Here is a 15,143-nt window from a genome sequence, read left to right as displayed (position 1 = left end):
TTCATTTCGACCAGCGCTTGTGGAACCACATCCACTGCGCGGGATCTTCGCGCACCCAGCGCTCGACAACGTCGTTGAGGAGCTGCGCGGTGGCCGGCACGTCGACGATGCCCTGCGGCGTGCGCGGCAGTTCGAGCCGGTCCTCGACGATGAGGCGGTAGCGGTTGCCGGGCAGGCGGACGGAGCGCGCGGGGTAGACGCCGCACTCATATTGCCGCGCGAGCTTGGGCAGAAGCGGGCTGGTGAGGCAGGGCCTGCCGAAGAAGGTCGTCTTGACGCCCCGCAGGAATTTCTGGTCGACGAGCACCCCGATATTGCCGCCGCGCTCCAGGATGCGGGCCAGCGCGAAGGACACGCCCGCGCGCGAGGCGAGCAGCTCGCCCATGGATGAACGGCGGGCCTTGAGGATGTAGTCGGCCAGATAGGGATTGTTGGGCGCGCGGAAGAGGGCGGTCACAGGCAGGTCGAAACTCGCCGCGGCGATCGGCAGAAGCTCGAAATTGCCCATGTGGGCCGTGAAGATGATGTGCGGCTTCTTTTCTTCTCGCAGCTTCAGGAAGATATCCTCGCCGTCGACCTCGATGCGGCTGGCGCCCCGGTTGTCGGGGTCGAAATCGAACAATTCGGCCAGATAGATATATTCGACGGCGAGCCGGGCCATGTGAGCCCACATGTCGGAGGCGATCTGCTGGATCTCCTCTTCCGGCTTCTCGGGATAGGCGGCGCGCAGATTGGCCAAGGCGACACGGTGACGGCCGAACAGTGGGCCCAGACGCCGTGCGACCCATTCGCCGAGCGACAGCGCCTTTTCGGCCGGCAGGAGCCTGCAGATCCACAGGGCGCCCATGGCGAGACGGGCGACAAGCCAGTATTCCAACTTTTTCAGGCCACGTGCGGTCCTGAAGAGAAGCGGCCTGAGAGCGGACTTTCCGCTGGCCATCAATCGATCCTGAGCACGATCTTGCCGAAGACCTGGCGGCTTTCCATGCGCTCCAGCGCTTCGCCGATGCCGTCAAAGCCCACCTCGCGGTCGATGACGGGATGGACCTGGCCCGAGGCCATCTTCAGCATGGCGTTTTCCATGTTCTCCTTGCGGCAGCCGAAGGAGCCGAAGATCTTGATCTGCTGCTGGAAGAGCTGCATCAGGTTGATGCTGGTCGATACGCCCGACGTCGAACCGCAGGTGACGATGCGCCCGCCGCGCTTCAGAACAAGCATGGAGCCCGCCCAGGTATCGGCGCCGACATGCTCGAAGACGACGTCGACGCCCTTCTTCTTCGTCAGCTTGCGCGTCACGCCCTCGAAGCGGTCCACGCGGTAGTTGATGACGTGATCGGCGCCGAGCGCCCTGGCCTTCTCGATCTTGTCGTCCGAGCCGACGGTGGTGATGACGGTGCAACCCATGCGGCGAGCAAGCTGGAGGGCGGCCGAGCCGATGCCCGATCCGCCGGCGTGAATGAGGATGGTTTCGCCCGGCTGGAGCTTCGCATTGTCGAACAGCATGTGCTCGACGGTGCCGAAGGTGATGGGGGCGACGGCAGCGCCGATGACGTCTACACCGGGAGGCGCGGCGACGAGCTGGCGGGCCGGCAGGTTCATCTTCTCCTGCGCAAAGCCGTCGAGGTGGAAGCCGTGCACGCCTTCGACGTGCTCGCACAGATTGTCGCGACCTTCGCGGCAATTGCGGCAGCGGCCGCAGATGCGCGCGCCGAAGATCGAGACGAGCTGGCCCGGCACCAGGCCCGCCACGCCGGGGCCGATCGCCTCGACATGGCCACAGGCTTCGGCGCCCACCGTCAGCGGCATCTTGCGCTTGGCGAATGCCATGCCGCGCCAGCCCCAGACGTCGATGTGGTTGAGCGCGACGGCCGCGATGCGGACCGTCACTTCGCCGTGACCGGGTGCTTCCGGCTCGGGTAGATCGACGATCTCGAGCTTTCGCTCCTCGACAAGCTGCAATGCGCGCATGTTTTTTCCTGATATCCGGTCTTGCGAGGCGGGTTAGACCGGTTCGCGCGCCATGACAAGGCAGGTGTTCTGTCCGCCGAAGCCGAAGGAATTGGACAGGACCGAGCTGACGGAGGCCTGCCTTGCGACATTCGGCACCACGTCGAGTTCAATGGCCGGATCGGGATTGTCGTAATTGATCGTCGGCGGGATGACACCTTCACGCATGGTGAGGATGGAGAAAACCGCCTCCACGGCGCCGGCGGCGGAGAGAGTGTGGCCGATCATCGACTTGTTGGAAGAGACGGGAATGTGACGGATGCGTTCGCCGAAGACAGCCGAGAGCGACATATGCTCCATCTTGTCGTTCTCCGGCGTCGACGTGCCGTGGGCGTTGACGTAGCCGATCTCGTCGGGACGCATGCCGGCATCCTCGATCGCGGCGCTGACGGCGGCAATGGCCGGCGAGCCGTCCGGCTTGGAGCGGGTGCGGTGGAAATCGTCGGCACGTTCGCCGCAGCCGCGGATGATGCCGAGGATCTCGGCACCGCGTGAAAGCGCGCTGTCGAGCGATTCCAGCACCAGGGCCGCGCCGCCCTCGGCGAGCACGAAGCCGTCCCGGTCCTTCGAGAAGGGTTTGGAGGCCTTTTCGGGGCGCTCGTTCTGGGTCGAGAGCGCCGACAGAAGCGAAAAGCGGATCAGTGCCTCGGCCGTGGCCGAGCCGTCAGCCCCGATGGCCAGCGCGCGCTCGCATTCGCCGCGACGGATGGCCTCGGTGGCGAGCTGGATCGCGGTGGCGCCGGAAGCGCAGGCGGTCGACAGGGTGATCGGCAGGCCGCGCACGCCGTATTTGCGGGCGAGCTGTTCGGCGATCGTGCCGAATTGAGAGGCCGGGAACAGATCATGGTTCTCGGCCCGGCGCGCGGCGTCAAGCAGGCGGTTGCAGCCTTCGCCTTCGACACCGGCCGCGTGGAGCGCGAAGCGTGCGTTCCAGTCGATCTCGACGGGGGGCGAGGCGAGGAAGAGCGGGGCGTCGATCCTGCCATCGAGTCCGGCCTGTTCAATGGCCTCCGCCGCCGCAAGGTCGGCCAGCTGGAAGGTGAGGGCGCCGGCGCCCTTGTCGCTGGCTTCGAGGAAATCGACGGTGCCGGCAATGGTGGTCGACAGATGATCGAGCGGGAAACGGGTGATCGAGTGGATACCCGACTTTCCAGACGTCAGCGCGGCCCAATTGTCGGATTTGCCCTTGCCGAGCGATGTCACGATGCCCAGGCCGGTAACGGCGACCTGAGGCCTGCCCTTGTGATCGGTCATCTTCATGGCATCCGTCTCCCGGGCGTTCAGGCGGGTTCGAGGAGGGCCATGCCCTCGGCACGGTGATAGCCGATGGTGGTGGCCAGAACGCGTTCCGGCACGCCGTCGAAGAGAGTTTCCACACCGGTTTCGACAGGCGGGACAGCGCTGCGATTGGCGATGCAAAGTGCAGCGAGCGCCACAGCGAGCGGGAACTGCGCCTCCTTCACATGGCCGAACAAGGCGGCAATGCCGCGCACGGCGATATCGCCGCCCGCGGAAAGTGCATCCCTCTCGGCCGTGGTCGCTTCATGCGCGCCAGATGCGCCCGATATGGCCAGGAGCGGGCCCGACGGCAGCTCGAGATCGGCCAGCATGCGGGTGATCTCGGCGGTCAATCCGCCCAAGGGACGATCGGCGTAACCCGAAACGACATTTCGGATCGCGGCATAGGCCTTCTGGCCGCGCGCTTCCGCGCGCGCACGGGATTCGAGTACAAGAAAGACGCCGGCCGAACCCGTCACCACGCCGCCGCCCTTGCCCTGGTCCCGGCTCCACAGCGGGCGCCAGCCCTCGCGCTCCAGAAAGCCGCCCAGATCGTAGCCCAAAAGCATGTCGGGATGCTCGGTCTGGAAGGACGCACCCACCAGCACATGGCTCGATTGACCCGAGCGGATACGTGCGGCAGCGGTCTGGATTGCCGCGATGCTCGAGCCTTCCTCGCCCATGAATGTATGGGAAGAGCCGGTGACCTTGTGGACGATCGAGATGTTGCCGGCGAGAAGATTGGACAATTGGGCAAGGAAGAGCGTCGGACGCAATTCCGTCGTCAGCTTCTCGTTGACGAGAACGCCCCGGTCTTCCCGGGTGCGGGCGGCTTCGAGGATCGCGCCATCCACCTCGACATCGCGCTCGCCGCCGGCGGCGGACACGATCATGTCCATGCGCGCGCAGGCTTCCTCGTCGCCCTTCAGCCCGGCATCGTCGAGCGCCATGCCGGCGGCATAGGTGCCGAGCCGCTGCCAGGTTTCCATCTGGCGCTGATCGCCCCGCTTGGGGATCTGCCGGCCCCAGTCGATTTCCGGCAACGGGTGTATCGTGTAGGGCGCGAAACGGGTCGAATCGAGCCTCGGCTCCGCTTCACCGCTGGTGATCGCAGACCAGTGGGCCTCGGGTCCTTCGCCAAAGCAGGTTACCAGGCCGAGGCCGGTTATCAGGACGTCCCGTTCGCTCATCAGCGCTGCGCGCCCCTTTTTCGGATCAGGCAGAAGCTGCCTTCTCCGCAACCAGTTCGTCGATCCTGGCGCAGAGATTCTCCATCACGAAATATTCCTCCGTGGAGGCTTCGCCCTCGTTGACCTTCTGGGTCCACTTCTCGAGCGGAATCTTGATCCCGAATTCCTTGTCGATCGCGAAGACGATGTCGAGGAAGTCGAGGCTGTCGATGCCCAGATCGTCAATCGTGTGGCTCTTGGGCGTGATGCTGTCGCGGTCGATCTCGCTGGTCTCAGCGATGATGTCGGCGACCCTGTCGAATGTGGATGTCACGGATGCTTCCCTCAGTGGAAGTTCGATAAAAGGCAGGTTGCCCGTCTAGAGCCTTTTGGGTGGCAGGAAAAGTCCGTCGTCGGAAAAAAGGCCTGAGCCGACCAAATTGACCGGTCCCACACGCTGCCTGTTTCAGTTCAGCACGACCCTGCCCATGACGCGCAATCCCTCTCCATCGGGCGCAACGATGATGGCTTCGCCCTCGCGCGAGCGGATTCCGGCCCATTCGCTGACGTTTTCAGGATGTGTCACCATGAACATGTTCCCGGAGCCGGAATAGTCCGTAACGCGTTCCAGAACGGCCCGGAAGGCCTCGGCATCGCGTTCCTCGTCGCCGGTGACCAGATCGAGCGCCTCCATCAGTTCGACCGCCGATTCGCCGAAGACGAGGTTGGCGGTGTCGAGGGTGCGGCAGTAGCGGCCGGCATAGACCTCCTCGACCGGCGCGGAGCGCGCAGCCAGCAGCGCACCGATGCGGCGGGCCTGGTGGCGGCCGCGTTCGGACAGGTTGCGCTGGGTGCGGCAGCTCTCAATGTCGAAATTGGCTGGATCTCCGGCTCCCGGCGCGTTGGCGTGGTTCAGCAGCACCGTCTGCCCGCCATTGCGCAGCAGCGCCCACCCGGCCTCGGTGGCGTGGGCGGGGAACGCCACGACGATTGTCAGCGCGGCAAATATGAGCTTGAGCATGCGAGAATCCCGACCTTCTTTTCCTCCAATATAGGGATCGGAAGGCTCCACAAAAGGCAAGGCGAGGTCTGACGTGGCGTGCAGAGGCAACATGGCAGACCTGCAAGTGCGCTGTTTGTGCGAAGAACACGCCGTGCGATGAGGGGTGATGTCATCGCTCGCCGACACGTTGATCTTCGTCTTCGGGCTCGTTGCGCTCGGATATGTTTTCGGGCGCGCGAGGCTCATCGGCGCCCGGACGGGCGATGCGTTGACGGAATTCGTGGTGACGATCGCCCTGCCGCTGCTTCTCTTCCGGACGCTTGTGGAGGCCGATTTCTCGGGCATGCGGCCCTGGCTGTTCTGGGCGATCTATTTCGCCGCCGTGCTGGTCGCCTGGGCCAGCGGACAATTGATCGTGAGCCGCGTCTTCGGCCGCGATTCGCGCGCGGCGGTCGTAGGCGGGGTTGCAGCGTCGTTCTCCAACCTCGTTCTGCTGGGCCTGCCGCTTGTCATCGGGGTCTACGGACAGGCCGGCGTGGAGGTGCTGTCGCTGCTGGTCATGGTGCATCTGCCGATCATGATGGCGGCCACGATCGTGCTCTTCGCGCGGCTCGACACGTCGGGCGGGGCGGCGGCGCCGATGGCGATCGCCCGCCAGTTCCTGAAGGTCTTCCTGGGCAATCCGCTCATCATCGGCATACTGGCCGGGATATTCTGGCGGCTGACGGGATTTCCCATCCCAGGTCCCGTCCGTCCCATCGTGGACGCGCTCGCGGGCGTTGCCGGGCCGGTCGCGCTGTTTGCCGTTGGCCTGGGGCTGGTTCAGTTCGGCATCCGGGGCGCGGTGGGGCCTGCGCTCGCGCTCTCACCCATCAAGCTCGTCCTCATGCCATCGATCGTGCTCGGCCTCGCCGTGCTGTTCGATCTGCCGCCGCTGATCGCCAAGGTGGCGGTGATCGGGGCGTCGATGCCCACGGGCGTCAATCCCTATCTGATCGCCTCGCGCTTTGGCACGGGCCAGGCTCTCGCCTCCAACACGATGACGCTGACGACCGCCGTCGGCGCGCTGACGGCCGCCTTCTGGCTGGTCGTTGTCGAGGCCGTGTTCGGCTGAGCCAGAGGGGAACGCAAGCTGGCCATTGCCGTTGGACGGGCTGAACGATATTTCATTCACCCACGTGCGATGACGCCATCCCGACGGGGGAGGCGCCGCGCCCGGACAGGAGAGAATTGATGTTGCAGAAGACCAGCCATTTCATGCGCGAGGCCAATCTGATCGGCGGCCAGTGGGTGCAAGCCGACTCCGGCGCGACGATCGACGTCATCAACCCCGCTACCGGCCTCAAGCTGGGCACCGTGCCGAAATCCGGCAAGGCGGAGACGACCCGCGCCATCGAGGCGGCCCAGAAGGCCTTCGAGAGCTTCAAGAAGACGACCGCCGTCGAGCGTTCCAAGATGCTCCGCGCCCTGCACGACGCCATGATGGACAACCAGCAGCCGCTGGCCGAACTCCTGACCATGGAGCAGGGCAAGTCGCTAACGGAATCGAAGGGCGAGATTGCCTCGTCGGCGGCCTATATATTGTGGTTCGCGGAAGAGGCGCGGCGCATCTATGGCGATGTCATCCCTTCGCCCTGGGGCGACCGCCGCATCATCGTGACCAAGGAACCGACCGGCGTCATCGCGGCCATCACGCCGTGGAATTTTCCGTCCTCGATGCTGGCCCGCAAGATCGGACCGGCGATCGCGGCCGGCTGCACCGCCGTTGTCAAGCCGGCGAGCCAGACGCCCTATTCGGGGCTGGCCTGGGGTGCCCTTTGCGAGGAAGTCGGCATTCCGGCGGGCGTGGTCAACGTGGTGACCGGTTCGGCCTCGGAGATCGGCAAGGAACTGACGACCCATCCGCTGGTCAAGAAGATCACCTTCACCGGTTCGACCGATGTCGGCAAGATGCTGATCGAGCAGTCGGCTTCCACGGTCAAGAAGGTGTCGATGGAACTGGGGGGCAACGCGCCCTTCCTGGTCTTCGACGATGCGGATCTCGACCGGGCCGTGGAAGGCGCGGTCACCGCGAAGTACCGCAATTCCGGCCAGACCTGCGTGTGCACCAACCGCTTCTTCGTGCAGGCCGGCATCTATGACCGCTTCGTGGAGAAGTTCGCCAAGGCATCGGGGGCGCTGAAGGTGGGACCCGGCCTCGATGACGGCGTGCAGCAGGGGCCGCTGATCGACGACAAGGCGGTCGAGAAGGTCGAGGAGTTCATCGCCGACGCCAAGGCCAAGGGCGGCAAGGTGGTCACCGGCGGCAATCGCCACGAACTCGGCGGCACGTTCTTCCAGCCCACGGTCATTTCCGAGGCGACGCCCGAGATGAACTTCATGAAGGACGAGATATTCGGCCCCGTTGCGCCAATCTTCCGCTTCGAGACGGAGGAGGAGGCCGTGTCCATGGCCAACGACACCGAATTCGGACTGGCCTGCTATTTCTACACAAGCGATCTCGGGCGCGCGTTCCGCGTGATGGAGGGGCTGAAATATGGCATGGTCGGCGTCAATGAGGGCCTGATCACGACGCCGGAAGCGCCGTTCGGCGGTGTGAAGGAGTCGGGCATCGGGCGCGAAGGCGGTCACCAGGGCATCGAGGATTACCTCGATACCAAATATGTCTGTATCGGCGGCCTCGGACTCTAGGGAGACAACGTGGCAGAGGGTGACCTTTTCGGACAGACACCACAGGGTCGCCCCGTCACAAAGTATCGGCTGGAGGCCGGCGGATTGTCGGCCTCCATCCTCGATCTGGGGGCGATCGTCCAGGATCTGCGCCTCAAGGGGCACGCAGCACCGCTCGTGCTCGGTTTCGAGAACGTGGCCAGCTATTTCGACCACTCGCTGTTCTTCGGGGCGATGGTAGGCCGGCATGCGAACCGCATCCGCAACGGCCGGTTCACGATCGATGGCGAGCAATTCCAGGTCGATCCCGGACGCACGGACCATGCACTTCACGGCGGCAGCTTCGGGCTTCATGAAAGGCTGTGGACGGTCGAGGAAGCCGGAAAGGACCACATCACGCTGGCCCTGCACGATCCGCACCGCGTGGATGGCTTTCCCGGCGATCTGGACATCACCTGCACCTATCGGCTGAAGCCGCCCGCAACGCTGTCGGTCGAGCTGGAGGCGCGGTGCGATCGACCGACGCTGTGCAACCTGGCGCACCATTCCTACTTCAATCTCGACGATGGCGGGGCGGGCGACGTCCTCGATCACCGCATGATGATCGCTGCTTCCGCCTATCTGCCCGTCGACGACGAACTCGTGCCGACAGGGCATGTCGTGCCGGTCGAGGGGACCCCATTCGATTTCGTGCTGCCCCGTCCGATCCGACTCGAATGGGAGGCGGAGACGATGGACTACGACCACAATTTCTGCCTTTCCTCGCAACGTGGGCCCATGCGCCAAGCCGCCTGGCTGCAGGGAGGGCGTGCCGGTGTCGAGATGGAGGTCTGGACAACGGAACCCGGGCTTCAGTTCTTCGACGGCAATTTCCCCCCGCGCGAGGTGCCGGGCCTCGGCGGTCGCATCTACGGCGCCCGCGCCGGGCTCTGCCTGGAACCGCAGATATGGCCCGATTCGCCCAACAACCCGCATTTCCCCCAGGCCGTGCTGCGGCCGGGCGAGACCTATCGACAGGTCACGGAATACCGCTTCCAACTGCCGAGCGAGACAACGGGCGACTGAGCATCCGCATCGCCGCTTGACCTTCCGGTAGCTGGAAGGCCCACTGACGCCAGTGGAACAAGGGGATACAAGCATGCTGAGATGGATTCTGGGTGGTGCCGCTTTGCTGGTCGTGGCTGTGGTTGGCTTCATGGCGTGGCGGATGATGGCGCCGCCTCCCGCTGATCTCGATCTGTCGCGCGAACGCCCGACGGAAGCCGGAATCTACCAGGTCCAGATCGCGCCCCAGATCGGACCGGTGGTTCAGGGCGCGCTGCACAGCTGGGTCGCGACCGTACGGCTGGCCGACGGCAGCCCCGTGGAAGACGCGCAGGTCACGATCGATGGTGGCATGCCCCAGCATGGCCACGGCCTGCCCACCGCCCCCCAGGCGACAGGACACCAGGGCGAGGGGCGCTACCTCATCGAGGGCGTACGCTTCAACATGGGTGGATGGTGGGAGCTGACGCTCGATATCTCATCGCCGGCGGGCGAGGACAGCGTGACCTTCAACCTCGTGATCGAGTAAATGGGACGCTGGCGACGATCGATGGCACGGGTGGGTCTGGGGGCGGCGCTTGCGGTCCTTTCAGCCTGCGGCCAGGCCGATTTCTCCGAACAGGAGAAGCGCGCGATCGCATCGCTGTCGCTGTCGGCACTGGGCGAACTGCCGCACGATCCCTCGAACCGGTTCGCCGACAATCCCCATGCGGCTGCTTTCGGAGAAACCCTGTTTTTCGACACGGGCATGAGCGCCAACGGCGCGGTCGCCTGCGCAACCTGCCATTTGCCCGAGCGGCAGTTTCAGGACGATCTGGCGTTGGCGGAGGGGGTCGGAACCACACACCGGCGCACCATGCCGCTCGCCAATGCGGCCTACAGCCCCTGGCAGTTCTGGGACGGGCGCAAGGACAGCCTGTGGAGCCAGGCGCTCGATCCGATCGAGGATGCCGCAGAACACGGGTTCGATCGCGCCGCGGTGGCGCATCGTGTCGTTGCCCATCATCGCGAGGCGTACGAGGCCATTTTCGGACCCTTGCCGGACCTCTCCACCGTTCCCGCGCATGGCAGTCCTCGGGGCAATCCGGGCGCGCAAGATGCCTGGCGCAGGCTGCAGGAGGACGAGCGGTATGCCGTCGACAGGCTCTATGCCAATGTCGGCAAGGCGCTCGATGCGTTCCAGAGGACGATCCGACACCAGCCGACCCGGTTCGATCGCTTCGCCGATGCCGTATCGGCCGGTCAGGAGCCGGCAGGCGAGGCGGCGCTGACGGCGCTCGAAACCGAGGGGCTTCGCCTTTTCATCGGCAAGGCCAACTGCATCGATTGCCACAACGGTCCCCGTTTCACCGACGATCATTTTCACAATACCGGCGTGCCGCCGGTGCCGGGGCTTCCCGAGGACCGGGGCCGGGCGGGCATCATCGAGAAGCTGCTGGCCGACCCGTTCAACTGCCTCGGCGCCTTCAGCGATGCGGATGAAGCCGAGTGCGGCGAATTGCGCTTCATGGTGACGGCAAGCCCGGAGCTGGAGCGCGCCTTCAAGACGCCATCGCTGCGCGGCGCCGCCTCCCGCCCGCCCTACATGCATTCCGGCCAGATCGCGACGCTGGAGGCGGTCATCGACCATTACAGCGAGGCGCCGAAGCCGGTCTCTGGGATCAGCCAGATTTCGCCCGTCATCTTCACGGATCGCGGCCGGCTGGCGCTGATCGCCTTTCTCAAGACGTTGGACGACGACCTCAGCGATCCCTGACCGTTTCCATGGCGACGAAAGTCGATGTCTGGGCGACGTGGGGTAAAGCGGAGATGCGTTCGCCGAGGACACGGCGATAGGCGGCGATGTCCCCGGTCCGGACCTTCAGGAGATAGTCGAAGCTGGCCGCGATCATGTGACACTGCTCGATCTCGGGTACCTTGAGCACCGCCTGATTGAAGGCGTCGAGTGCTGCCGAACGCGTGTCGTCGAGCTTGACCTGGACGAAGGCGACATGGCCTTCGCCGGTCTTCTCCCGGTCGATTATCGCCGCATAGCCGCGGATATAGCCTTCGTTCTCCAGCCGGCGGACGCGCGCCTGGACGGGCGTCTTGGAGAGACCAACCTGATCGGCCAGCGCGCTCATGGAAAGCCGACCCTCGCGCGACAGCGCTGCGAGAATGTTGCGGTCGATGCGGTCCAATCGGTCTGGCATGACGTCAATCATAGACCGTACGAGCTGCAGTGTGAAGCATCTGTGGATCAAACAGATCGCGGAGATGCGCGGATTGGATCGCTCCGCGCGCTTCGGCCATGATAGGTTCGGCACGATCCCGCGATGCGAAGGAGAGCCCGATGAGCCGCGACGCACTTGCCCCCCAACGCATATCCATCCGCGCCCACTATCTGGCGGATGAAGCAGAAGCGCTCGCGGCGCTGGTCGAGGGAGCCAGCCTGTCGCCGAACGAGAGGGACGAAATCTGCACGGCGGCGGCCGACCTCGTCCGCAAGGTGCGCGCCTCCTCCGAACCGAAGCTGATGGAGGCGTTTCTCGGCGAATACGGCCTTTCGAGCGAGGAAGGCGTGGCGCTGATGTGCCTGGCGGAGGCACTGCTGCGCGTGCCCGATGCCGAGACGGTCGACGACCTGATCCGCGACAAGATCGCACCGCATGACTGGTCGGCGCATTCGGGTGAATCGAGCTCGATCTTCGTGAACGCCTCGACCTGGGCCCTGGCGCTGACGGGCAGGGTGCTCGACGAGGGAGAGCAGGGTGTCGCGCAGACGCTTCGGGCGCTGGTGCGCCGGCTTGGCGAGCCCGTCATTCGCCGCGCGGTTGCCGCTGCGATGCGCGAAATGGGCGACCAGTTCGTGCTCGGGCGCAATATCGCCGAGGCGGTGAGGCGCGGTCGCGACCAGGCCAGGAAGGGCTATCTGTTCTCCTACGACATGCTGGGCGAGGCGGCGCGGACCGAGGCCGATGCGCTGCGCTATCACAGGGCCTATGCGGATGCGATCACGTCCCTGGCGGCACACGCGAAAGGGACCGATATCAGGACCAATCCAGGCATCTCGGTCAAGCTGTCGGCGATCCACCCGCGCTACGAAGCGGTGAAGGCCGAGACGATGCTGCCCGTCATGGTCGACAGGCTTTCTTCCCTTGCCCATGCGGCACGCGACGCCGGCATGGGGCTCAATGTCGATGCCGAAGAGGCCGACCGCCTCGACATCTCGCTGGACGTCATCGCGCAGGTTCTGGCCGATCCGACGTTGAAGGGCTGGGACGGGTTCGGGGTCGTGGTGCAGGCTTACGGGCCGCGCGCGCCCTTCGTCATCGACTGGCTGCATGCACTGGCGCAAAAGCTCGACCGGCGCATCATGGTCCGCCTCGTCAAGGGCGCCTATTGGGATACCGAGATCAAGCGCGCGCAGGTGACGGGTCTCCGCGGCTATCCGGTCTTCACCCGCAAGGCAAATACGGACGTGTCCTACATTGCCTGCGCCAAAAAGCTCCTGGGGATGACCGACCGCATCTATCCGCAGTTTGCCACCCACAACGCGCATACGGTGGCAGCAATCCTGGCGATGGCGAAAGACCGCGATCGCTTCGAGTTCCAGCGCCTGCACGGCATGGGGGAGGCGCTGCACGAGACAATACGGCGCGCGCAGGGGACGCGGTGCCGCATCTATGCGCCGGTCGGGGCGCATGAGGACCTGCTGGCCTATCTCGTCCGGCGGCTTCTGGAGAATGGCGCCAATTCCTCCTTCGTGCACCAGATCGTCGACGAGGCCGTGCCGGCCGAGGAAATCGCACGCGATCCTTTCGAGCTCGTTGCCAGGCAGGGGCCGGCACATAACTGGGCCATTCCCATGCCTTCCGAGATATTCGGTTCCGGCCGGGCAAATGCCAGGGGCTGGGACGTCACAGACCCTGTGATGCGGGCCGAGATCGAAGCGGGCAGGGCGCCCTTTGCCACGCCGCATCGCTGGAAGGCGGGCGGTGCGGGCGGCAAGAAGGCCGGGCGCGAGGTGCTGAATCCCGCCGATCCGGCCGACGTGGTCGGCACGGTGGTGGAGGCAGACGCCGCAGCGGTCGAAACGGCCGTGGCGGCGGCGGTCTCCGCGCAGCCGGCCTGGGCAGCAATGCCGGTCGTCGAACGCGGTTACATCCTGCGGAAGATCGCCGATCTCTATGAGGACAATGCCTGCGAGTTCTTCGCCCTGGCTGCCCGCGAGGCCGGCAAGACACTGTTCGACGGTATCGCGGAGGTGCGCGAGGCGGTCGACTTCCTGCGCTACTATGCCAACGAGGCGGCACGGGTGGAGAGCATCGGCCCGGCGCGCGGCGTGATCGCCTGCATCTCGCCCTGGAACTTCCCGCTGGCGATCTTCACCGGGCAGGTTGCAGCGGCGCTGGTGACCGGAAACGCCGTCATCGCCAAGCCGGCGGAACAGACGCCGCTGATCGCCGCACGGGCGGTCGAACTGATGTGGCAGGCGGGCGTGCCCGGAGAAGTGTTGCATCTCCTGCCGGGTGACGGGCCATCCGTCGGCGCCCCACTGACGGCCAATCCACGCATCGCCGGCGTGTGCTTTACCGGGTCGACGGAAGTCGCGCGTCTCATCGAGCGGCAACTTGCCGAGACGGCCGCGCCAGACGCCATGCTGATTGCCGAGACCGGCGGTCTCAATGCCATGATCGTCGATTCCACCGCGCTGCCGGAACAGGCCGTGCGCGACATCCTGGCTTCCGCCTTCCAGAGCGCCGGGCAGCGCTGCTCGGCGCTTCGCGTGCTCTACGTGCAGAAGGATGTCGAGGCGAGGATGCTCGACATGCTGAAAGGCGCGATGGCCGAATTGTCGGTCGGCGATCCCTGGCATGTGTCGATCGATGTGGGGCCGGTGATCGACGCCGAGGCCCGCGATGGTATTTCCAGCTACTGCAACGCAATGGAGGCGAGGGGCAAGCTGCTGGCGCGTATTGACGCGCCGGAAGACGGGCTGTTCGTGGCGCCGCAGGTGATCAAGGTGTCGGGGATCGAGGAGGTGGAGCGCGAGGTCTTCGGACCGGTTCTCCATGTCGCGACCTATGAGGCGGAGAAGCTGGACGAGGTGGTCCGCGCGGTCAACGGCCGCGGCTACGGGCTGACCTTCGGGCTGCATACACGGATCGAGGAGCGCGTGCAGCGGATCGTGGACGGTGTCCATGCCGGCAACATCTACGTCAACCGCAACCAGATCGGGGCGGTGGTCGGCTCGCAGCCTTTCGGCGGGGAGGGACTTTCGGGGACGGGGCCCAAGGCGGGTGGGCCGCATTATCTGAGACGCTTCCGGCGATCGGCTGCCATCGCACCCAGTGGGACGGCGGGGCCGACGGCGCCCAAGATCGCCGCGCGCATGCTGGCCGAGCACATGCCGGATGCGGCCCGCGGCAACTGGGCGACGCGTCCCGACCGGGTCGCCATCCTGCGCAAGCTTCTGCGCGGCAAGGCGTCGGAGCCGATCGCGGCGGTCGCGGGGCTCGATTTCGGACCGATCGACCTGCCAGGGCCGACCGGGGAGGCCAACACGGTGAGCCTGGTGCCGCGTGGAAAGGCCCTTTGCCTGGGGCCGGATTCAGACGCGCTGGTCTGGCAGGTGGTTCAGGCGCTGGGGGCCGGGAATGCCGTCCTGGCCGTGGCGCCGATCGCCTCGGAGGCGCTGAAGCCGCTGGTCGGCAAGGGGCTGCCGCTGGCCGTGATCGACGGACAGATCGAGCCGTCCACCCTCGATGCGCTCGAACTGGACCTGGTCGCATTCTCGGGCGATGGAGAAGACGTGGGCGCGATGCGAAGGGCGCTGGCGGCACGGGACGGGAAGATCGTGCCGCTCGTTACGGAAGTGGCCTACCCGGCGGCCTATGCCCATGAGCGGGCGGTCTGCGTGGACACGACAGCGGCCGGCGGCAATGCCAGCCTGCTGGCATCGAGCTGAAGACAGATCAGGGCTGGGTGGC

The 15,143-nt window shown here is 65.6% G+C and carries 13 protein-coding genes; 6 read left to right on the top strand and 7 right to left on the bottom strand.

The features are described from left to right. Position 1: 1 nt before the first annotated feature. The 6 genes from GRZ55_RS05885 to GRZ55_RS05860 all read right to left on the bottom strand — a co-directional run bounded on the left by GRZ55_RS05885 (position 2) and on the right by GRZ55_RS05860 (position 5,475). The gene (locus GRZ55_RS05885; RefSeq protein WP_169285956.1) at positions 2-940 is read right to left on the bottom strand and encodes a lipid A biosynthesis lauroyl acyltransferase; all 939 of its coding nucleotides are present in this window, start codon (positions 938-940) and stop codon (positions 2-4) included. Then, a complete protein-coding gene (locus GRZ55_RS05880; protein WP_169285955.1) occupies positions 940-1,968 on the bottom strand; it encodes a zinc-binding dehydrogenase in 1,029 nt (342 codons plus the stop codon). The genes GRZ55_RS05885 and GRZ55_RS05880 overlap by 1 nt, the downstream gene beginning before the upstream one ends. A gap of 33 nt (positions 1,969-2,001) precedes the next feature. After that, positions 2,002-3,267, bottom strand: a complete 1,266-nt coding sequence (locus tag GRZ55_RS05875; RefSeq protein ID WP_169285954.1) for a beta-ketoacyl-ACP synthase — start codon at positions 3,265-3,267, stop codon at positions 2,002-2,004. Positions 3,268-3,287: 20 nt separating this feature from the next. After that, the gene (locus GRZ55_RS05870) at positions 3,288-4,478 is read right to left on the bottom strand and encodes a beta-ketoacyl-ACP synthase (RefSeq protein ID WP_169286028.1); all 1,191 of its coding nucleotides are present in this window, start codon (positions 4,476-4,478) and stop codon (positions 3,288-3,290) included. 22 nt (positions 4,479-4,500) lie between these two features. Further along, a complete protein-coding gene (locus GRZ55_RS05865; RefSeq protein ID WP_169285953.1) occupies positions 4,501-4,788 on the bottom strand; it encodes an acyl carrier protein in 288 nt (95 codons plus the stop codon). Between the two features lie 132 nt (positions 4,789-4,920). Continuing rightward, positions 4,921-5,475 carry a histidine phosphatase family protein gene (locus GRZ55_RS05860; RefSeq protein ID WP_169285952.1) on the bottom strand — a complete coding sequence of 185 codons (555 nt, stop codon included), beginning with the start codon at positions 5,473-5,475 and terminating at the stop codon, positions 4,921-4,923. A 148-nt stretch (positions 5,476-5,623) separates the two neighbouring features. On the opposite strand from GRZ55_RS05860, the gene GRZ55_RS05855 reads away from it, so the two are divergent. The 5 genes from GRZ55_RS05855 to GRZ55_RS05835 all read left to right on the top strand — a co-directional run bounded on the left by GRZ55_RS05855 (position 5,624) and on the right by GRZ55_RS05835 (position 10,927). Continuing rightward, on the top strand, positions 5,624-6,571 hold the full coding sequence (locus tag GRZ55_RS05855) for an AEC family transporter (protein ID WP_169285951.1): 948 nt from the start codon (positions 5,624-5,626) through the stop codon (positions 6,569-6,571). A gap of 119 nt (positions 6,572-6,690) precedes the next feature. Beyond that, the gene (locus GRZ55_RS05850) at positions 6,691-8,148 is read left to right on the top strand and encodes an NAD-dependent succinate-semialdehyde dehydrogenase (RefSeq protein ID WP_169285950.1); all 1,458 of its coding nucleotides are present in this window, start codon (positions 6,691-6,693) and stop codon (positions 8,146-8,148) included. A gap of 9 nt (positions 8,149-8,157) precedes the next feature. Then, positions 8,158-9,192, top strand: coding sequence for an aldose epimerase family protein (locus tag GRZ55_RS05845; RefSeq protein ID WP_169285949.1), 1,035 nt, complete (start codon positions 8,158-8,160; stop codon positions 9,190-9,192). A gap of 73 nt (positions 9,193-9,265) precedes the next feature. Then, the gene (locus tag GRZ55_RS05840; protein WP_169285948.1) at positions 9,266-9,700 is read left to right on the top strand and encodes a FixH family protein; all 435 of its coding nucleotides are present in this window, start codon (positions 9,266-9,268) and stop codon (positions 9,698-9,700) included. A gap of 21 nt (positions 9,701-9,721) precedes the next feature. Then, complete coding sequence (locus GRZ55_RS05835; protein ID WP_246734532.1) at positions 9,722-10,927, top strand: cytochrome-c peroxidase; 1,206 nt, start codon at positions 9,722-9,724, stop codon at positions 10,925-10,927. Here GRZ55_RS05835 and GRZ55_RS05830 read toward each other — a convergent pair. Continuing rightward, on the bottom strand, positions 10,914-11,363 hold the full coding sequence (locus GRZ55_RS05830; protein WP_246734531.1) for an Lrp/AsnC family transcriptional regulator: 450 nt from the start codon (positions 11,361-11,363) through the stop codon (positions 10,914-10,916). The genes GRZ55_RS05835 and GRZ55_RS05830 overlap by 14 nt on opposite strands. A 140-nt stretch (positions 11,364-11,503) precedes the next feature. Between GRZ55_RS05830 and putA the strand changes: the two genes are divergently transcribed. Continuing rightward, positions 11,504-15,121, top strand: coding sequence for a bifunctional proline dehydrogenase/L-glutamate gamma-semialdehyde dehydrogenase PutA (putA, locus tag GRZ55_RS05825; RefSeq protein ID WP_169285945.1), 3,618 nt, complete (start codon positions 11,504-11,506; stop codon positions 15,119-15,121). Positions 15,122-15,143: the final 22 nt, after the last annotated feature.

The sequence above is a fragment of the Chelativorans sp. ZYF759 genome (assembly GCF_012911015.1).
Lineage (GTDB): Bacteria > Pseudomonadota > Alphaproteobacteria > Rhizobiales > Rhizobiaceae > ZYF759.
The sequence above is the reverse complement of the archived record's forward strand: the minus strand, read 5'-3'. Positions and strand labels throughout refer to the sequence as shown.

Coding starts and splice junctions, on each gene's coding strand:
- GRZ55_RS05885 (WP_169285956.1), bottom strand. CDS start 940: ATGGCCAGCGGAAAGTCCGCTCTCAGGCCGCTTCTCTTCAGGACCGCA.
- GRZ55_RS05880 (WP_169285955.1), bottom strand. CDS start 1,968: ATGCGCGCATTGCAGCTTGTCGAGGAGCGAAAGCTCGAGATCGTCGAT.
- GRZ55_RS05875 (WP_169285954.1), bottom strand. CDS start 3,267: ATGAAGATGACCGATCACAAGGGCAGGCCTCAGGTCGCCGTTACCGGC.
- GRZ55_RS05860 (WP_169285952.1), bottom strand. CDS start 5,475: ATGCTCAAGCTCATATTTGCCGCGCTGACAATCGTCGTGGCGTTCCCC.
- GRZ55_RS05855 (WP_169285951.1), top strand. CDS start 5,624: ATGTCATCGCTCGCCGACACGTTGATCTTCGTCTTCGGGCTCGTTGCG.
- GRZ55_RS05850 (WP_169285950.1), top strand. CDS start 6,691: ATGTTGCAGAAGACCAGCCATTTCATGCGCGAGGCCAATCTGATCGGC.
- GRZ55_RS05840 (WP_169285948.1), top strand. CDS start 9,266: ATGCTGAGATGGATTCTGGGTGGTGCCGCTTTGCTGGTCGTGGCTGTG.
- GRZ55_RS05835 (WP_246734532.1), top strand. CDS start 9,722: ATGGCACGGGTGGGTCTGGGGGCGGCGCTTGCGGTCCTTTCAGCCTGC.
- GRZ55_RS05830 (WP_246734531.1), bottom strand. CDS start 11,363: ATGCCAGACCGATTGGACCGCATCGACCGCAACATTCTCGCAGCGCTG.
- putA (WP_169285945.1), top strand. CDS start 11,504: ATGAGCCGCGACGCACTTGCCCCCCAACGCATATCCATCCGCGCCCAC.